The sequence below is a fragment of the Buchnera aphidicola (Periphyllus acericola) genome (assembly GCF_964019855.1).
In the GTDB taxonomy this organism is placed as follows: Bacteria; Pseudomonadota; Gammaproteobacteria; order Enterobacterales; family Enterobacteriaceae; genus Buchnera_J; species Buchnera_J aphidicola_BC.
On record NZ_OZ026466.1, the window covers coordinates 341456 to 362081 of the forward strand.

Below are 20626 nucleotides of genomic sequence, written 5' to 3' on the forward strand. Positions count from 1 at the left end.
AATGGAATTGAATGAAATTGGAGTAATTGGAATGGCTGTAATGGGTCGAAATTTGGCTTTAAATATAGAAAATAAGAATTATACTGTTTCTATTTTTAATAGATCTAAAGAAAGAACTAAAGAAGTACTTAAAAATAATAAAAATAAAAAGATATTTGGTTTTTATACTATTAAAGATTTTATTTTTTCTTTAAAGAAACCTAGAATAATTCTATTAATGGTAAAATCTGGACTATCAACAGATTCTACAATTGATTTAATTCTTCCTTTTTTAAGTAAAAATGACATTGTTATTGATGGAGGTAATAGTTTTTATAAAGACACTATTAAAAGAAATTTTAAATTATCTAAAAATAAAATAAATTTTATTGGAGCTGGAATTTCTGGAGGAGAAGAAGGAGCATTAAAAGGTCCTGCAATTATGCCTGGAGGACAAAAAAATGCTTATAAAAAAGTTTCATCTTTGTTTAATAAAATATCAGCTAAAACAAAAAATAATGAATCTTGTGTAGATTATATTGGTTCGGATGGGTCTGGACATTATGTCAAAATGGTTCATAATGGAATTGAATATGGAGATATGCAATTAATTTCTGAAGCTTATTTTATATTAAAAAATTCTTTAAAAATAGATAATAAAGAATTATCTGATATTTTTTTAAAATGGAATAAAGGTGAATTGAAAAGTTATTTAATAGAAATAACAAAAAATATTTTTTTAAAAAAAGATAATGAAGGAAATTATTTAATTGATGTTATACTAGATGAAGCAAGTAATAAAGGTACTGGAAAATGGACTAGCAAAAGTGCTTTAGATTTAAATGAACCTTTATCACTTATTACTCAATCTGTTTTTTTTAGGTATTTATCATCTCTTAAATCTCAAAGATTTTTAGCATCAAGTTTGTTGAAAGGTCCAAAAAAAAATGCATATTATATTAATAAAGAAGAATTTATAGAACATGTAAGAAAATCTTTATATTTTGGAAAAATTATTTCATATGCTCAAGGTTTTTCTCAATTAAATGCAGCTTCTAAAAAATATAATTGGAATTTAAATTATTCTAAAATTTCAAAAATTTTTAGAGCTGGTTGTATAATTAGAGCTGATTTTTTAAAAGAGATTATAAAAGCTTATGAAAGTGATAACAATTTATTAAATTTGTTATTAACACCATATTTTACAAAAATTTCTAATTTATATCAAAAATCTTTAAGAAAAATTGTTTCTTATTCAGTTATAAATGGTATACCAGTTCCAGCATTTTCTTCTGCAATTACATATTATGATTCATATAGATTATTAAATTTACCTTCTAATTTAATTCAAGCTCAAAGAGATTATTTTGGAGCTCATACATATCGTAGAAACGATAGAAAAGGAATTTTTCATACTAATTGGTTAAATTAAAAAAAATTCTATAAAAAAAAAAAAAAAAAAAAAAAATAAAAAAACAAATTTTATAAATTTTTAAAAAAAAATATATTTTTAATAAAATTAAACATACATTATATATTTTTTTTATAAAAAAATAAAAAAAACTTTCTTAGAAAAATTTTGTATTTATTTTATCTAAGAAGGTTTTTTTATAAAAAATATTTTTTATTTATTTTTTTTGAATTTTTTTTCTATTTTTTTTAAATTTCCAAATATTATTAAATATTTTAATAATTGTTTTAATATATGTTTTAATAACATTTGAACCGGTATTTTCTTCATAAAATTTTTTATTTTTATATTCAATAAAAATATTTATTTTGACTGATGTAGTATTATTTTTTTTTTTATATTTTATTTTAAATTTTTTTAATGAGGTTTTTATAAAAAGAATTTTGTTAAAAGCTTTATTAATTCCATATATTTGATCATTTTTAGTTTTTATTTTTATTTTTTTTATTTTATTTCTGCATAAGATTTTTAAAAAAATTATTGTTTTTCCAGAAATTTCTGAAAAAATTTTTAAATTTTTTAGTTTAAAATATTTTTTTTTCATATTATAATTTTTAATAAATGCAAGAGATTCTAAATCATAATCGAAAATTTGTCCTTTTTTATCTGCTAATTCTAAAAATTTTTTATATAATTTTTTTAGATTATAACTTTTTTCTAAGTATCCTATTTCTTTCATTCTTTGTTTTACTGCTGCTTTTCCAGAACGAGATGTTAAATTAAGTTTTTTTCTTTTTAAACCTATATCTTTTGGAACCATAATTTCATAATTTTTTTTATTTTTTATAACTCCATCTTGATGAATTCCAGATGAATGAGAAAACGCATTTTTTCCAATTATTGCTTTATTAATTGGTATAGAAATTTTACAAATTTTACTAACTATTTTACTAGTTTGATATATTTTTTTATGATTTATACTTGTATAGAAATTAAGTAATTTTTTTCTTGTTTTAATTGCCATAATTATTTCTTCTAATGCAGCATTTCCTGCTCTTTCACCTATACCAATCATTGTACCTTCAATTTGTTTTGCACCTGCTTGTATAGCTGAAATAGAATTTCCTACAGCCATTCCTAAATCATTATGACAATGTACTGAAATTATCGCTTTATCAATATTTGGTACACGTTTATATAATTTTGAAATAATTTTTTTAAATTCATTTGGTAATGTATATCCTACTGTATCAGGAATATTAATTGTTGTTACTCCATTTTTTATTAAAGACTCTACAATATTACATAATTCATCAATGTTAGTTCTTCCTGCATCTTCACAAGAAAATTCTATATCATTTGTATATTTTTTTGCTATTTTTATTGATTTTATAGCCATTTCTTGAATTTCTTTAAAATTTTTTTTTAGTTTAGATTCTATATGTAATTTTGAAGTTCCTAGAAATAAATGAATTCTAAAGTTTTCTAATTTTGACATTGCCTTTGCTGCAATTTTTATATCTTTTTCGACGCATCTAGCTAGACTACATATTGTACTATTTTTTACGATTTTACAAATTTCCTGAACTGATTTAAAATCTCCAGGTGAAGATATAGGAAATCCTGCTTCAATTATATCAATTTTCATTTTATCTAAAGCTAAAGCAATTCGTACTTTTTCTTTTGTATTTAAACTTGCTTGTAAAGATTGTTCTCCATCTCGAAGTGTTGTATCAAATATAATAATTTTTTCTTTCATAATATGTTTTTTCTAATGATTTTTTATTTTGTTTTAAAAAAAATAAAAAAAAATAAATACTATTTTTTTATATAATTTATTTTTTTTTAAAATATTTTTATATAAAAATAGTTTTTAAAATTATGAAAATAATTTTCTTTTTTTAAGAAATTTTGGTATATTTTTTTTTTCATAATTTAAAATATCTTTTATATATTTTAATGTTAAATCAATAGAATCTAGCCCATTTAATAGTTTTAAACGATATGATTCATTAATGGAAAATTTATAAACTTTTTTTTTTAAAACAATATTTTTTTTAACTAAATTAATAATACATTTTTTATTTGTATTTTTTTTAATTTTAAATATAATTTTTTGTATAGTTTTTTCTGGAAGTTTTATTAGTAAAAGATTATTATTAATACTATTATTATAAAAAATATCTGAAAATTTTGAAGAAATAATTGTTTTAAATCCATAATCCATAAGAGCCCATACTGCATGTTCTCTAGAAGATCCACATCCAAAATTTTTTCCAGTAATTAAAATACTTGATTTTTTATATTTATTTATATTTAAAATAAATTTTTTATTAATAATTTTTCCTTTTTTATCTAAAAATCTCCAATTATGAAAAAGATTTTTTCCAAATCCTAACTTATCTGTTTTTTTTAAAAATTGTTTAGGTATTATAATATCTGTATCAATATTCATAATATTTATAGGAACTATATTACCTTTATGTATATTAAATTTTTTCATTTAATTATTTCTTCTTTTTTTTATAAAATATAATTTACGTACATCAATGAAATAACCAAATATTGCAGCTGCTGCAGCCATAGATGGACTAACTAAATGTGTTCTACCTCCTCTTCCTTGACGCCCTTCAAAATTTCTATTACTTGTAGACGCACATCTTTCTTTATCATTTAATTTATCATTATTCATACCTAAACACATAGAACATCCTGAATATCTCCATTCAAATCCTGATTTTATAAATATTTTATTTAATCCTTCTTTTTCAGCTTGTTTTTTTACTGAATTAGATCCTGGGACTATTATTGCTTGAACATTTTTATGTACTTTTTTTCCTTTAATTATTTTAGATACTTCTCTTAAATCTTCAATTCTTGAATTAGTACATGATCCTATAAATACTTTATCAATTGAAATATTTTTTAAATAAGAATTAGGTTGAATGTCCATATATAAAAAAGATTTTTTTGCTGATTTTCTTTGATTTTTATTTTTTAAATTTTTAATTTTTGGAGTTTTTTTATTTATAGAAATTATTTGATCTAAATTAGTTCCCCATGTAATTTGAGGTTCAAGATTAGTTACATCAATAAAAAAATTTTTATCGAAGCAAGAATTTTTATCTGATTTTAATTTTTTCCAATATTTTAAAGCATTATTCCAATCTTTTTTTTTTGGAGAAAATTTTTTATTTTTTAAATATTTAAAAGTTTTTTTATCTGGAGCTATTATTCCAGATTTTGCTCCCATTTCTATAGCCATATTACATACAGTCATTCTTTCTTCCATAGTAAATTTTTTAATTGTTTCTCCTGTGAATTCAATAACATATCCTGATCCTCCAGAAGAACCTATTTTTTTTATTACATATAGTATAACGTCTTTTGAAAAAACTCCTGGTTGTAAAGATCCATTAATATTAATTCTCATATTTTTAAATTTTTTTTGTTGCAATGTTTGAGTTGCTAATACATGTTCAACTTCTGAAGTTCCAATACCAAAAGATAATGAACCAAAAGCTCCATTTGTAGATGTATGAGAATCTCCGCATACTACTGTCATTCCTGGTAAAATCATTCCTTTTTCTGGAGCAATAACATGAATAATTCCTTGATTTTTATGAGATATATCATATAAAGGTATTTTTTTTTTTTTACAATTTTTTATTAAAGTTTCCATCTGAATTTTAGCCATTTTACTAGAATCTGACATTTTTCTTGTTTTTGTGGAAACATTATGATCCATTGTTGCAAAAATTTTATTAGGTTTTCGAATTTTTCTTTTTTTTTTTTTAATTTCATAAAATGCTTGAGGAGAAGTTACTTCATGAATTAAATGTAAATCAATGTATAAAATAGGATTTTTACTTTTTGAATTTATGAGGTGTTGTTCATATATTTTTTCATATAATGTTTTATCCATTTTTTTATCCTTCTATTAATGATTTAACAATTTCGTTTCCCATTTCTTTAGTACTAAGAAATTTTTTTCCATTTGATATATCATATGTTTTATAACCTTTTAAAAGAGTTTTTTTTACTGCTAAATTTATTAAATTTGATAAATTATTCATATTAAAACTATATTTAATCAACATAGATAGAGATAATATTTGTGCAATAGGATTAGCAATTTTTTTTCCTTGAATGTCTGGTGCAGAACCTCCTGCTGGTTCATATAAACCAAATTTTTTTTCATTTATACTAGCTGATGGTATCATTCCTATAGAACCAGTTAAAATACCACATTGGTCTGATATAATATCTCCAATAAGATTTGGACATAAAATAACATCAAATTTATTTGGGTTTTTAATAATTTGCATAACAGCATTGTCGAAATATAAATGAGATAATTTTACTTTAGGATAGTTTATTGATATTTTATTAACAGTTTTTCTCCATAATTTAGAAGTTTGAAGAACATTAGATTTATCAATAGAAAGAACTTTGTATTTTCTATTCATAGCTTCTTCAAAAGCTATTTTTGCAATTCTTTTTATTTCATATGTATGGTATATTGTTGTGTCTATAGCATAATGTTTATTTTTTTCTTTAACTTCTTTAGATGGTTTTCCAAAATAAATTCCACCTGTTAAATCTCTTATACATAAAATATTAAATCCTTTTTTTGAAATTTTTTTATTTAAAGGTGATAAATTATGTAGTTTATTAATAAGTATTGAAGGTCTTAAATTAATAAAAAATTTAAAATATTTTCTAATAAATAATAATGATGATACTTCTGGTCTTTTATTAGATGGTAAATTATCCCATTTTGGTCCACCTATAGAACCAAGTAAAATTGCATCAGATTTTTCACATCCAACTAAAGTTTTTTTTGGAAGAGATTTTCCATATTTATCAATTGCAATTCCTCCTATATCATATTCTTTTGTATATATTTTTGTATTAAATTTTTTGTTTAAAATTTTTATTATTTTATAAGCTTCTTGCATAACTTCTGGACCAATACCATCTCCTGGTAAAACCGCTATTTTATATTTTTTTTGTAAATTATTCATTTTTTTTATTTATTATAATTAAAAATATAATCAATCGTATCATATAAGCAAATAGTTTTAAACTTTTCAAATGTATTAATAATTTTAAAAAATATTTAAAAAAAATAAAATATTTATAAAATATAGTATATAATTAAAAATTATAATGAAATATATATAATATGATATAATTAAAATTATATAGTTTTACATTTTTTTAAAAAAAAAATTAAAATTTTATTTTTAATAATTAATTTAAGCGAAGCGCTGAAATGAGATTATGTGATAGAGATATTGAGAAGTTAATAATAAAAAAAAAAATAATAATTGATCCTGCACCAAACATAGAAGAAATAAATGGATTAACTCTAGATATACATTTAAGTAATAAATTTAGAATATTTAAAGATTTTAAAAATACAGTTGTTGATTTAAAAAAATCTTCTGAAAATATTAAGTCAAAGTTACAAAAAGGTATCAGTAATGAAATAATAATTAATGATAATGAATCTTTTATTTTAAAACCAAAAGATTTTGTTTTATCTATGACAGTAGAGAGAATTTCTATTTCAGATAATTTAGTTGGGTGGTTAGATGGTAGGTCTTCTTTAGCTAGGTTAGGTTTAATGATACATATGACTTCTCATAGAATCGATCCAGGATGGAGTGGAAACATTGTTTTAGAGATTTTTAATGCAGGAAAATATATTTTGTCTTTAAATCCAGGAATTGCTATTGCTGCATTAAGTTTTGAAAGATTATCTGGGTATTCTAAAAGACCTTATCATTTAAAAAAAAATTCAAAGTATTTTAATCAATCTAATATTATTTCTAGCTTAATATATAAAGATTAATTTTTTAATTTTTGAAAATTACAAAAAAATTTTTTTATTTTTTTTTAAAATTATTATTATATAATAATTTGATAAAATATTTTTTTATATAGGATAAAATTAATTAAAATGAATACAGAATTATGTAAAAAAAAAATTTTAGTAACTTGTGCTTTACCATATGCAAATGGATCTATACATATAGGTCATTTATTAGAACATATTCAAGCTGATATTTGGGTAAGGTATCATAAAATGCGAAATAGAAAGGTATTTTTTATTTGTGCAGATGATACACATGGTACTCCAATTATGTTAAAAGCTAAAGAAATGAATATTTTTCCTCGTGTTTTAATTAAAAATGTTTTAAAAGAACATATTTTAGATTTCTCTTATTTTAATATTTCTCATGATTATTATGGTCATACTAATAGTAAAGATAATTTTAATTTTTCAAATAAGATATTTCTCAATTTAAAAAAAAAAAAATATATTGTTAAAAAAAAAATTTTTCAATTATATGATTCTAAAAAAAAAATTTTTTTACCTGATAGATTAGTAAAAGGATCTTGTCCAAAATGTAAAAAAAAAAATCAATATGGTGATCATTGTGAAAGTTGTGGATGTGTATATTCTGCATCAGATTTATTATTTCCTAAATCAGAATTGTCTCATAGTATTCCAGTATTAAAAGAATCAACTCATATATTTTATAATTTACCTATTTTTAAAAATCAGTTAAAAGATTGGATATGTTCTGGAGTTTTACAAAAAACTGTAGAGAATAAAATTAAAGAATGGTTTTTAAAGGGATTAAAAAAATGGGATATTTCTAGAGATTCTCCTTATTTTGGTTTTAAAATTCCTGGTTATAAAAATAAATATTTTTATGTTTGGTGGGATGCTTCAATATGTTATATAAGTACTTTTAAAAGTTTTTTAAAAAATAAAAAAAATATTTCTTTTGATGAATTTTGGAAAAATGATAGTTCTACAGATTTATATCATTTTATAGGAAAAGATATAATATATTTTCATAGTTTATTTTGGCCTGCTATTTTATTAGGAATGAATTTTAGATTACCTACAAAAATTTTTGTTCATGGATATGTTACTTTTAAAAAAAAAAAAATGTCTAAATCAAAAAATAAATTAATTTCAGCTCGCACTTGGTTAAAACATTTTGATTCGGATAGTTTAAGATATTATTATGCTTCTCAATTATCTTCTTCTATAAAAGATATTGAATTTAATACACAGGAGTTTATTAATAGAATTAATTCTAATATAGTAAATAAAATAGTAAATTTAGCATCAAGATGTTCAAGTTTTCTTAATATTAATTTTAATGGTATTTTAAGCGAATTTTTATTAAAAAAGGATTTGTATGATTTATTTTTAAAAAAAACAAAAAAAGTTTTACATTTATTTCAAAAACAAGAGTTTTCTTCTATTATAAGAATAATAACTAAATATTCTGATATTGCTAATCATTATATTAATAAAAAAGTTCCTTGGAAATTATCTAAAATTAATAAAAATGATATTAAAATACAATTAATTTGTACAATGGGAATAAATTTATTTCGTTTTTTAGTAACTTGGTTAAAACCAATTATGCCAAATTTAAGTAATCGAGTGGAATCTTTTTTAAGATGTACATTATCCTTTCATGATCTTAAAAATCCTTTATTAAAACATAAAATTTCTATTTTTTTTCATTTATATAAAAGAATTTCAAATTCTTTAATTAATGTTTTTTAGTTTTTTTATTCCATATTATTGATATTTTTTTTTGGTTTTTATTATATTTTTTTTGTGTTACACATTTTCCAATAATTGAAATAAATTTATCATTATAAAATAGAAGTGGTATTTTTTTTCTTTTCCAGGGTGGTATTTTAAGTTCATTAAACATTTTTTTTAATTTTTTTTTATTATTTTTAGTTTGAAATTTTTTGTTTGTTTGAAATTTAATTATTACTAATTGATTTTTTTTTGGTTTTTTTATTCTTGTTTCTTTTTTTGTATACTTTTTATTTTTTATTTTTAAATAACCAAGATTATTTGGTAGTATTAGTTTTTTGTATGGAGGATACCAAAATATTATATTATTTTTAACATTTGGTGTATTTTTTATACAAAACAAGTAATCTTTATAATTCCATATTTTATATTTTTTAAAAATAATTTTAGGATTTTTTTTTTTTGTATTATATATTACACTTTTAAAAATGTTTTTTAAAAGTGTTAATGATGGAATTGAAATTTTGTTAATATTCATCCATTTTCTAACTATTATATGTTGAATTTTTAAATCTAATTTTTTTATTTTTTTTAAATTTAAACATTTTTTTTTAAATAAATTTTTTTTAACAATTGGTTTAATAAAATTTTTTAGAACAATATTTTCGTTTTGAATTAATTTAGTTGTTCTAAAACAATTTTTTTGAAAATATTTCCACCTATTTGTAAGTATAGGAATTATTTTATGTCTAATAAAATTTCTGTCATAAGAAATATTATAATTACTTTTATCATTTATCCATTTTATTTTTTTTTTATATGCCCAGTTTTTTATTTCTTTTCTTGAAAATTTTAATAATGGTCTTATTAAAATATTTTTATAAAATTTTTTTTTATAAGATATTCCAGATAATCCTTGTGGTCCGCTTCCTCTTTTTATTGCTAAAATTAAAGTTTCACATTGATCGTTTAAATTATGTCCAGTAAGAAGAACTTCATTATTTAATAAATGTTTTTTGAATAATTTATATCTTTTTTTTCTTGCTTTGCATTCTAAATTACTACCTTCAAGAAATATTTTTTCTTCTATGAATGAGATATTTTTTTTAAAACATATTTTTTTACAATGTTGATTCCAAATATTTGATTTTGAACTTATTTGATGATTAATATGAATTGCTCTAATTTTAATTTTTTTTTTTTTTTGAATTTCTAATAGTTTATATAATAAAACAGTAGAATCTATTCCTCCACTAAAGGCTACTAAAAATTTTTTATATTTTGATATTTTTTTTTTAAAATTTAACATATTATTTTATATATTGTATTTTTTATATTTTTATATTTTTTTTTAAAATTAAAATTTAATAATACGTTCGAGCGGGATCGAACCGCTGACTTCTACCATGTCATAGTAGTGCTCTACCGACTGAGCTACGAACGTTTTTTTTTTATATTTTAAATAATTTTTTTGTTATTGTAAATAAATAATTTATATTAATATTTTTATAAAAATCTATTTTTTATTTTTTTAATATATTTTAGAGGTTAAAAATATTTACTGGAATTTTTAGAGGAGTAGATTAAATTTTATATAAAAAAAAATAATTACTATAAATATTTTTTTTTAAAAATATTTAATTTTTTTTTAAAAAAATTAAAATTGGTGATTCTATTTTAAATAATAGTTATTTTTTCAATTTAATTAATTATTTTAAAATATAGAAAAATTTTATATTATAGAAGAAAATTTTTATAAAACTAATTTTAATTTAATTAAAAAAGATGATAAAATTAATATTTAAAGATCTGAAAAATTTAATAATAAAATTAGAGGATATATTGTTTCAGGATATATTATTACTACTACTAAAATTATTAAGATTTTAAAGTATAAAAAATTTGTAGTATTTTAATTAAAATTAAATAATATAAATTTTATGAAATATATATTTATAAAGTATTTATTTTTTTTAGATGATATTAGTTTAACTGTTATAAAAATTTTTGATAATTTTTTATATTTATATAATACCAGAAACTTTTTTAAAACTATTCTTTTTAAAGGAAGTGAGTAATAATTTAAATATTGAGATTGATTAAATTTCTCAAATTATTGTAAAAAAAATGTTTAAGATTTTTAAACAAAAAATATTTAATAATAATAAGAATTATTTTTTTTTAAATAAAACATTTTTTTTATTTTTTCTTAATTTAAATATTTTTTTTTAAAATTATTTATTTTAATAAATAAAATGTTTAATAAAAATTGTTATAATTTATGAATTTAAAAAAACAAATTAAAATTTTGTCGTTGTTAAAAAAAAAATATTTTAAAAAAACACGAACGGAATTATTTTATTCTTCTGATTTTGAATGTTTAATTTCTGTTATGTTATCTGCACAATCAAGAGATTTTTTAGTTAATAAAGTGACTAAAAATCTTTTTAATGTTGCAAATAATCCAGAAAAAATTGTTTTATTAGGTAGAAAAAAATTACAATTTTTTATTAAAAAAATTGGATTATTTCGAATTAAATCAAAAAATATTTTTAATACTTGTTGTATTTTACTAAATAAATATAATAGTAAAATACCTTCTTCTAGAAAAATTTTAGAGAGTTTACCTGGTGTTGGGCGTAAAACATCTAATCTTGTATTAAATCTTATATTTAATAAAAAAACTATTGCAGTTGATACACATGTTTTTAGAGTATGTAATAGAACAGGTTTTGCGATAGGAAAAAGTCCAATTGTAATTGAACGAATTTTATTAAAGGTTATTCCAAACAATTTAAAATTAAATGTTCATAGTTTTTTTTTATTACATGGAAAAAAAGTTTGTACTGCAAAAAAAATAAAATGTAATATATGCATTTTATATAAATTATGTGAATTTAAAAATAAATTATAATTTTTTATTATTATTTTTTGCTATTTATATTTTATTTTTAATAAATTATAAGGTTATTATTTTGAAAAAAAAATTTTTTACTGAATTAAAAAAACGTTTATTAATTTCTCAAATTACAAATGACAAAAAAGTTGAGGATATTTTAAATAACAAGTTTATTTCAGTGTATTGTGGTTTTGATCCAACAGCAGACAGTTTACATGTAGGACATATTCTTCCTTTATTATTTTTAAAACGATTGCAGTTAAAAGGACATAAACCAATTATATTAATTGGTGGTTCAACGAGTTTAATTGGGGATCCAAGTTTTAAATTAAAAGAAAGAAAATTTTTTTCTTTAAATAGTACTTCTACTTGGATTAAAAAAATTATAAATCAAATTTCATTATTTTTAGATTTTACTAAAAAATATAATCAACCAATTATTTTGAATAATAGTTCTTGGTTTAAAGAGTTAAATATAATTTCTTTTTTACGAAACGTAGGTAAACATTTTTCAATTAGTAAAATGATAAATAAAGAATCTGTAAAAAATAGAATAAATAGAAACAAACAAGGAATTTCATTTACTGAGTTTTCTTATAGTTTATTACAAGCTTATGATTTTTCTCATTTATATAAAAAATATCAGGTAATATTACAAATAGGTGGTTCTGATCAATGGGGAAATATTACTTCTGGTATTAGTTTAACTAATTATTTATATAAATCTGAAGTATTTGGATTAACTTTACCACTTTTAACTCAATCTTCTGGGCAAAAATTTGGAAAAAGTGAGTTGAAAACGATATGGCTTGATCCAGAGAAAACTACTCCATATGAATTTTATCAATTTTGGGTAAATACTACAGATAAGGATCTTTATAATTATTTAAAATATTTTACTTTTCTAAGTTTAAAAAAAATTAAAAAAATGAAAAAAAATGATCAACTTAATAAAACGTTTATTAAATCGAAAGAAATATTAGCAAAATATTTAACTTGTTTAGTTCATGGAAATAAAAATTATTTTTTTTCAAAAAAAGTTTCTAATATTTTTTTTAAAAAAAAATTAGATGGTTTAATTTTGAAAGATTTTAAAAAATTAATAAAATATAAAGCTCCATATTTAGTATTAGAGAAAAGAGAATATAGTTTACAAGAAGTTTTATATTTAACAAAACTAGCTACTTCATATAGACACGCTAAAGATTTAATTTTTTCTAATTCTATTACAATTAATTATAAAAAACAAAATAATATAAATTATGTTTTTTTAAATATAGATAAATTATTTAAAAAATATACTATAATTTGTCGGGGTAAAAAGAAATATTTTCTTTTAAAATGGAAATAATATAAATTTTATAAAATTTTTGTATTTATTTGAAAACTTTCTCCACATCCACATGTATTTTTTATTTTTTTATGAGAAAATTTAAAACTTTTTTGAAATTTATTTTTTATAAAATCAATCTTTATTCCGTCAATAAATTTTATTTTTTTTTTAGAAACAATTAATTTAATTTTTTTTTTATTAAAAATGATATCTTTATTTTTAATTTTATTACAATATTCTAAGTTGTATTTAAATCCAGCACATCCTGATTTTTTTATATTTATTCTGAAATTAAATATTTTTTTTTTTTTTATTATTTTAAGAATTTTATAAAAAGATCTTTTTGTGAGAATTATTCCTTTTAGTTTTTTTTTTTTTGATTTTAATAAATATTCTTTCATATTATTATTTTACTCTATTTTTTGAATATTTTTTAAAATAATTTTAAAAAAAATTATAATAATGATTTAATTTATTTTAAAAAACAAATTTTTATCATTAATATAATTTTTTTTTTATTTATATAATATACTATATTATGGTAATTTTAAAATAAAGTTTGTGTTTTAAAAGTACATAAATAATTAAGGTATAATTTCATGAAAAATCCAAAAAATAAAATGGATTTATCACAGATTATTGTTATGACAATTTCTATTGCATCTATTATTATAGCAAGTTTTTATATTGTTTATCCATTTTTAAAAAGTTTATTTTGGGCTAGTATGATAGTAATTTCTACTTGGCCTATTTTTTTAAAATTAGAAAATTTTTTAAATAGAAAAAGACACTTGTCTATTTTTTTAATTATTTTGTTTTTATTGTTATTATTTTTTTTTCCTATTTTTCTTTTTATGCATAGTTTGATTAAAAACAGTATTATTTTTATTAATTGGATCACAATTGGAGATTATAAATTAACTAATTTATATTGTTTTAAAAATAATATTATGTTTTATACAAAATTTAATTCAGAACATCATACTTTATTAGATAAAAATAGTAAATATATATTATATTTTTTTAAACCATATTTATATAAATTAATTAAATTTTTTTTTTCTAAAATTAATATTTTAATTAAATTTTCAGTTGATTTATTTTTTGTTGTTTTTTTTAGTTATTTATTGTATTGGAAAGGTGAAATTATAAATTCTATAATTGATAATTTTTTATTTCGATTAAACTCAAAATTAATAGGTTCTTCTTTAACATCAATTTTCGGAAAATCAATTCGTGCAGTTGCATTAGGAGTTATTTTAACTGCTCTTTTTCAAGGTATTTTAGCTGAATTAGGTTTATTGATAATAGGTATTCCATATTCTATTTTTATAATTATCTTTATTATTTTTTTGTCATTAATTCAAATAGGATCTCTTCCAGTATTAATTCCAATTGTATTTTGGTTATATTGGAAAAAATTTTTTTTTTATGGAACTTTTCTTTTATTATGGAGTTTTTTTCTTTCTATTTTAGATAGTATTATGAAATTTTTGTTTATTAAAATTGGAATTAATTTACCTGTTTTTTTAATTGTTTCAGGAGTATTAGGTGGATTTATCACGTTTGGAATGATAGGATTATTTATTGGTCCTGTTATTTTAGATATTACTTATAGAATTGTTTTATCTTGGATTAAAAAAGAATCAAAAAAAAAATTGTCTAAAATAAATAAAATAAATAAAAAATGATTATAATAAAAAGTTGTGTATTTTTTTTAAAATTTTTTTAAAAATTTTTTTAAAAAAAATATTTATTATATAAAATTATTTTTTTATAAAATTTATTTAAATTTATTAAATAAATATGAATTTTTTATTTTTATTTTAAATTTTTATATAAAATTTTTTATTAAAATAATAATATATATTATAATTAAATTTTTTATATAATTAAATTTATTTATAATAAATTAAATAAAATTTTTAAAAAAAAATATTTTATCCATTCTTATTATTTTAAATTATAGAGAAATATATGAAAAAATCAGATGAGTTAAGAACTATAAGACTAGATCCTTTAATTACTCCAGCAAAATTATCAGAAAGATATCCTATTACTTCAGATATTGTTGATAATGTTATTAATTCAAGAAGAAGAATTTCAAATATTATGTCTGGAAAAGATGATCGTTTATTAGTTATAATTGGTCCATGTTCAGTACATGATCCAATTGCTGCTATAGATTATGCTCATAGATTGAATGATTTAAAAAAGAAATATTCTTCGTCGTTAGAAATAGTTATGAGAACATATTTTGAAAAACCAAGAACAGTAATTGGTTGGAAAGGTTTAATTTCTGATCCTGATATTGATAATACTTTTCAAGTTAATAAAGGATTATCTTTAGCTAGAAAATTATTATTAGATATTAATAGAATGGGATTACCTGCAGCAACTGAGTTTTTAGATATGGTTATTGGACAGTTTATTAATGATTTAATTAGTTGGGGAGCTATAGGAGCACGAACTACTGAAAGTCAAATTCATCGTGAAATGGCATCTGCTTTGTCTTGTCCTGTTGGTTTTAAAAATGGAACAGATGGAAATACTTTAATTGCAATAGATGCTATAAGAGCTGCTCAATTTCAACATGTTTTTTTAGCTCCTAATAAAAATGGACGTATGATGATTAATCATACTAGTGGAAATTCTTTTTCTCATATTATTATGAGAGGTGGAAAAAAACCAAATTATCATCAAAAAGATATTGATCGAGCTATTTTAAATTTAAGAAAATTTAAATTACCAGAACGTTTAATGATTGATTTTAGTCATGGAAATAGTTTAAAACAATATAAATTACAATTAAAAGTATCTGAATCTGTTTGTAGAAAAATTATGAATGGTTCAAAAAATATTTTTGGTGTAATGATAGAAAGTTTTTTAAAAGAAGGATCTCAAATTATTTCTAAAAAAAATAAAATGAAATATGGTCAATCAATTACTGATGCTTGTTTAGATTGGAATGATAGTGTTTTAATTATAAAAAATTTATATAAATCTGTTTGCAATAAAAAGTAATTTTTAAAAAAAATTTTTTATTTTTTTTTATTTTTTTTTTTTTTTTTTTTAAAATTTTTTAAAATTTTATTGTTAATCAGTTTAAGGATATTAGATGCCTCTTATTAAATTTTCTGATGGTAGTTTTAAAAATTATAAAGAACCTGTATCTGTTAAAAAAATTGCTCAGGATTTTAAAAAAACTGATAAAGTACCTTATATTGCTGGATTGATAAATAAAAAAATAATTGATTTTAATACTTTAATATATCAAGATTCTGAATTATTTTTTATTAAAAAAACTGATTTTTTTGGTTTGAAAATTATTAGAAGTACTTTAATTCATTTATTAGGATATAGTATAAAATCTTTATGGCCTAATGTTAAATTATGTAAATCTTTTATAGATGATTCAAATTTTTATTATGATTTTTATAATACTAATCCAATTTCTACAAAAGATATTTCATCTATTGAAAAAAAAATGAATTTTTTTATAAAAAAGAAATATAATATTTTTTTAAAAAGAAAAAGTTATGAAGATTTTAAAAAAATTTTAGTAAATTTAAAAGAATTTTATAAAATTAAAATTTTAAAGTTAAATTTTAAAAAGAATAGTTTTATTTCTTTTTATTCTCATGAAAATCATATTGATTTTTTAACTGGAGTACAAGCACCTAAAATAAATTTTTGTAAATATTTTAAATTACAGAAAATTTCTGGTGTGTATTGGAAATCTAATAAAAAAAATATTATGCTTCAAAGAATATCTGGAACTGCATGGGGTAATAAATTACAATTAACAAATTTTTTAAAGATTTTAAAAATTAAAAAACAAATTGATCATAGAAAAATTAATAAAAAATTAAATTTATTTCATTTAGAAAAAGATGTTCCTGGAATGGTTTTTTGGCATAATGATGGATGGTTTATATTTAGAAAATTAAAAAGTTTTATTCGAAAAAAATTAATTAAATATCAATATCAAGAAGTAAAAACTCCGTTTTTGATGAATAAGTTTATTTGGAAACAAAGTGGACATTTGGAAAATTATAAAAGTTTTATGTTTTCTACTTATTCTGAAAATAAAGAGTATTGTATTAAACCTATGAATTGTCCTGGTCATATAAAAATTTTTAATAATTTTTTAAAATCTTATAGAGATTTGCCTTTTAGAATATCTGAATTTGGTAGTTGTCATAGAAATGAATTTTCAGGATCTTTACATGGTTTAATGAGATTAAGGAATTTTACACAAGATGATGCTCATATTTTTTGTGAAAAAAATCAATTAAAGAATGAAATTAATAATTGTATTAAAATGATTTATGAGATATATCATACTTTTTCTTTTAAAAAAATTTCAGTAAAATTATCTACTCGTCCTGAGAAAAGAATTGGTAATAATTCAGTATGGGATTATACTGAATCTGTTTTAATAAATACATTAAAAGAAAATAAAGTAAAATTTATTTTACAAAATGGAGAAGGTGCTTTTTATGGTCCTAAAATAGAATTTGAATTACAAGATTGTTTTAATAGAAATTGGCAGTGTGGGACAATTCAATTAGATTTTTATTTGCCAAAAAGATTAAAATCTTTTTATATAGATAAAAATAATAAGAGAAAAAGTCCAGTCTTAATTCATAGAGCAATTTTAGGATCTATTGAAAGATTTATTGGAATTCTTATTGAAGAATATCGAGGATTTTTACCAATTTGGTTAATTCCTATTCAAGTGAAAATAATTAATGTATCTGATAACAATATTGATTATTGTAATAAAATATTTAATTTTTTAAAAAATAAAAAAATTAGAGTAGGATTAGATTTAAGAAAAAAAAATATGAGTATAAAAATACGAGAAAATGTTTTATTAAAAATTCCTTATATATTAATTTGCGGAGATCAAGAATATAAAAATAACACTATTTCAGTTAGGTATTCTTCTGGAAAAATTGTTAATGATGTTTGTATATCAGAATTTATAAAAGAAATTAATAAAGAAATAATTTTTTTTTAATATTTTTATATGGAGGAACTAAATATTAAAGGCTGGAAAAGAGTTCAAAATAATACGAGAGTACATAGAATAAATAATGAAATTCGTGCTTTAAAAGTTCGTTTAACAGGTCTTAAAAATGAAAAAATAGGTATTGTTAGTTTATCAGATGCTTTAATTAGGTCTGAATTAGAAGGAGCTGATTTAGTTGAAATTAGTCCAAATGCTGAACCTCCAGTTTGTAAAATTATGAATTATGGAAAATTTATTTATAATAAAACAAAAGCATTAAAAGAACAAAAAAAGAAACAAAAAATAGTACATATAAAAGAAATTAAATTTCGTCCAAGTACAGGTGAAGGAGATTATCAAGTTAAATTAAGGAATTTAATTCGTTTTTTAACTGATGGAAATAAAGTTAAAATAACTCTTCGATATAGAGGAAGAGAAATGGCACATCAAAAAATAGGTATGAATGTTTTAAATAGAGTAAAAGAGGATTTAAAAGACATTTCTTTTGTCGAATTTTTTCCTTCTCGTATTGAAGGAAGACAAATGGTAATGATTTTGTCTCCTAAAAAAAAATAATTATTTTAGGTAAAAATTTTTAAATCTTTTAAAATTTTTTTGGATTATATATGAATAAATTAAAAACTTTAAAAAGTGCATCAAAACGTTTTAAAAAAACTGCATCTGGAAAATTTAAAAGAAAACAAGCTAATTTAAGACATATTTTAACAAAAAAAAATAGTACAAGAAAAAGACAATTACGATCTAAAAAAATTGTTTCTCATGCGAATTTAAAAGAAGTAAAATTATTTTTTCCGTATTCTTAAAAAAAAATAATTATTTATAAATTTTTATATTATAAGAGGTATAAAATGGCTCGAGTAAAAAGAGGTGTTTTCTCTCGTGCTCGTCATAAAAAAATTTTAAAACAAGCAAAAGGATATTATGGAGCTAGATCTAGAGTTTTTAGAGTAGCTTGTCAAGCTGTTATTAAAGCAGGTCAATATTCGTATCGAGATAGGAAACAAAGAAAAAGAAATTTTAGAAATTTATGGATTACTCGAATTAATGCTGCAGTGAGAAAAAATAATTTATCTTATAGTTGTTTTATGCATGGTTTAAAAAAATCAGAAATTAAAATTAATAGGAAAATTCTTTCTGAAATAGCTATTTATGATGAAATTTCTTTTAAAAAGTTAATACAAAAATCTCGTTTACATATAACACAATAAAATATAATTAAAATTATTTTTTAATTTAAATAGAAAATAATTATTTAATAATAATTTATGTATATTTATAAAAAAAAAGAAAAAGAAAAAAGTATTTTTAATTTAAAGTAACACTGATTAGCTTCCTTAAAGGAAGCTTTTTAGTATTAATGTATTTTAAAAAAAAATGATATTTAATATGAATAACGATAAAAAAAATATTGAAAATATATTATTTCAAATTAATAAATGTAACAATATTAAGGAATTAGAATTTTTAAGAATTAAGTATTTAGGAAAAAAAGGATCAATTACAAATAAAATAAATAAAATATCAGAAGTTCCTATTAAAAAAAGAAAAAAATTTAGTACATCAATAAATATAATTAAAAAAATAGTTATAAAACATTTTTTTTTAAAGAAAAATATTTTAGAAAATAGTTTTCAAAGTTCTTTAAAAACAAAAGATTCAGATTTTACTTTATCTTCTAAAGAACTATCATTTGGATCTATTCATATTATTACGAAATCAATTAATAAAATACAATCTTTTTTTATAAAATTAGGATGTGAAATAATTTTTGGTCCAGAAATTGAAAGTGAATATTATAATTTTGATGCTTTAAATATTGATAAGAATCATCCTTCTCGAGATAGTCACGATACTTTTTGGTTTAACAAAAAATTTTTATTACGTACACAAACTTCTAGTGTACAGATTAGAGTTATGGAATCTAAAAAACCTCCAATTAGAATCATTGTTCCAGGAAAAGTTTATCGTAATGATTCAAGTTTAACTCATAGTCCTATGTTTCATCAAATTGAAGGTTTAATTGTGGAAAAAAATATTAGTTTTTCACATTTAAAATGGATTATGAAGAGTTTTTTAAATAATTTTTTTAAAAAAAAATGTAAAATTAGATTTAGAAATTCATATTTTCCTTTTACTACTCCTTCTGCTGAAATAGATATCTTTAATAAAAAAACAAATAAGTGGTTAGAAATTTTAGGTTGTGGAATGGTACATCCAAATGTTTTAAAAAATGTAAATATTAATTCTAAAATATATACTGGATGCGCTTTTGGTATAGGAATTGAGAGATTAATTATGTTAAAGTATGATATTTCTAATATTCGTTCGTTTTTTATAAATGATTTCAGATTATTAAAACAATTTAAATAATAGTGAGAAAA

18 protein-coding genes and 1 tRNA gene are annotated in these 20626 nt (G+C 19.5%); 12 read left to right on the forward strand and 7 right to left on the reverse strand.

Going from position 1 to position 20626, the window contains the following annotated elements; translation table 11 throughout:
- The first annotated feature begins 1 nt into the window (after position 1).
- Positions 2–1411 (forward strand): decarboxylating NADP(+)-dependent phosphogluconate dehydrogenase, encoded by a 1410-nt coding sequence (gnd, locus tag AACK90_RS01715; protein ID WP_339043076.1) that lies wholly within the window; start codon positions 2–4, stop codon positions 1409–1411.
- 196 nt (positions 1412–1607) lie between these two features.
- Here the strand turns inward: gnd and leuA are convergent, their stop codons facing one another.
- The 4 genes from leuA to leuB all read right to left on the reverse strand — a co-directional run bounded on the left by leuA (position 1608) and on the right by leuB (position 6417).
- Complete coding sequence (gene leuA, locus AACK90_RS01720) at positions 1608–3149, reverse strand: 2-isopropylmalate synthase (RefSeq protein ID WP_339043078.1); 1542 nt, start codon at positions 3147–3149, stop codon at positions 1608–1610.
- A 120-nt stretch (positions 3150–3269) separates the two neighbouring features.
- Positions 3270–3893 (reverse strand): 3-isopropylmalate dehydratase small subunit, encoded by a 624-nt coding sequence (gene leuD / locus AACK90_RS01725; RefSeq protein ID WP_339043080.1) that lies wholly within the window; start codon positions 3891–3893, stop codon positions 3270–3272.
- Complete coding sequence (gene leuC / locus AACK90_RS01730) at positions 3894–5315, reverse strand: 3-isopropylmalate dehydratase large subunit (RefSeq protein WP_339043082.1); 1422 nt, start codon at positions 5313–5315, stop codon at positions 3894–3896. It abuts the gene before it with no gap.
- A 4-nt stretch (positions 5316–5319) separates the two neighbouring features.
- Positions 5320–6417: a 3-isopropylmalate dehydrogenase gene (leuB, locus tag AACK90_RS01735; protein WP_339043084.1), complete on the reverse strand. Its 1098-nt coding sequence runs from the start codon at positions 6415–6417 to the stop codon at positions 5320–5322.
- A 251-nt stretch (positions 6418–6668) separates the two neighbouring features.
- Between leuB and dcd the strand changes: the two genes are divergently transcribed.
- Complete coding sequence (gene dcd / locus AACK90_RS01740) at positions 6669–7250, forward strand: dCTP deaminase (RefSeq protein ID WP_339043086.1); 582 nt, start codon at positions 6669–6671, stop codon at positions 7248–7250.
- 108 nt (positions 7251–7358) lie between these two features.
- The gene (gene metG / locus AACK90_RS01745; RefSeq protein WP_339043088.1) at positions 7359–8993 is read left to right on the forward strand and encodes a methionine--tRNA ligase; all 1635 of its coding nucleotides are present in this window, start codon (positions 7359–7361) and stop codon (positions 8991–8993) included.
- Here the strand turns inward: metG and tilS are convergent.
- A complete protein-coding gene (tilS, locus tag AACK90_RS01750; protein ID WP_339043090.1) occupies positions 8980–10284 on the reverse strand; it encodes a tRNA lysidine(34) synthetase TilS in 1305 nt (434 codons plus the stop codon). The two genes, metG and tilS, sit on opposite strands and share 14 nt — an antisense overlap.
- A gap of 62 nt (positions 10285–10346) precedes the next feature.
- Positions 10347–10419 (reverse strand) — tRNA-Val (locus AACK90_RS01755).
- A gap of 837 nt (positions 10420–11256) precedes the next feature.
- On the opposite strand from AACK90_RS01755, the gene nth reads away from it, so the two are divergent.
- Both nth and tyrS read left to right on the forward strand, forming a co-directional pair.
- Entirely contained in the window at positions 11257–11889 is a 633-nt protein-coding gene (gene nth / locus AACK90_RS01760; RefSeq protein WP_339043092.1) for an endonuclease III, read from the forward strand.
- A gap of 58 nt (positions 11890–11947) precedes the next feature.
- The gene (gene tyrS, locus AACK90_RS01765) at positions 11948–13225 is read left to right on the forward strand and encodes a tyrosine--tRNA ligase (RefSeq protein ID WP_425333439.1); all 1278 of its coding nucleotides are present in this window, start codon (positions 11948–11950) and stop codon (positions 13223–13225) included.
- 8 nt (positions 13226–13233) lie between these two features.
- Here the strand turns inward: tyrS and AACK90_RS01770 are convergent, their stop codons facing one another.
- On the reverse strand, positions 13234–13608 hold the full coding sequence (locus tag AACK90_RS01770; protein WP_339043096.1) for an iron-sulfur cluster assembly accessory protein: 375 nt from the start codon (positions 13606–13608) through the stop codon (positions 13234–13236).
- A gap of 198 nt (positions 13609–13806) precedes the next feature.
- Here AACK90_RS01770 and ydiK point away from each other — a divergent pair, with 198 nt between their 5' ends.
- The 7 genes from ydiK (at position 13807) to pheS (ending at position 20615) form a co-directional block, all read left to right on the forward strand.
- The gene (gene ydiK, locus AACK90_RS01775; RefSeq protein WP_339043097.1) at positions 13807–14898 is read left to right on the forward strand and encodes an AI-2E family transporter YdiK; all 1092 of its coding nucleotides are present in this window, start codon (positions 13807–13809) and stop codon (positions 14896–14898) included.
- Between the two features lie 286 nt (positions 14899–15184).
- Positions 15185–16231, forward strand: coding sequence for a 3-deoxy-7-phosphoheptulonate synthase (locus tag AACK90_RS01780; protein WP_339043099.1), 1047 nt, complete (start codon positions 15185–15187; stop codon positions 16229–16231).
- 94 nt (positions 16232–16325) lie between these two features.
- Positions 16326–18233, forward strand: a complete 1908-nt coding sequence (thrS, locus tag AACK90_RS01785; protein ID WP_339043101.1) for a threonine--tRNA ligase — start codon at positions 16326–16328, stop codon at positions 18231–18233.
- Between the two features lie 24 nt (positions 18234–18257).
- Entirely contained in the window at positions 18258–18800 is a 543-nt protein-coding gene (gene infC, locus AACK90_RS01790; RefSeq protein WP_339043678.1) for a translation initiation factor IF-3, read from the forward strand.
- 50 nt (positions 18801–18850) lie between these two features.
- Positions 18851–19048, forward strand: a complete 198-nt coding sequence (rpmI, locus tag AACK90_RS01795) for a 50S ribosomal protein L35 (RefSeq protein ID WP_339043103.1) — start codon at positions 18851–18853, stop codon at positions 19046–19048.
- A gap of 45 nt (positions 19049–19093) precedes the next feature.
- Complete coding sequence (gene rplT, locus AACK90_RS01800) at positions 19094–19453, forward strand: 50S ribosomal protein L20 (RefSeq protein ID WP_339043104.1); 360 nt, start codon at positions 19094–19096, stop codon at positions 19451–19453.
- Positions 19454–19631: 178 nt separating this feature from the next.
- The gene (gene pheS, locus AACK90_RS01805) at positions 19632–20615 is read left to right on the forward strand and encodes a phenylalanine--tRNA ligase subunit alpha (protein ID WP_339043106.1); all 984 of its coding nucleotides are present in this window, start codon (positions 19632–19634) and stop codon (positions 20613–20615) included.
- The last annotated feature ends 11 nt before the right edge of the window (positions 20616–20626 follow it).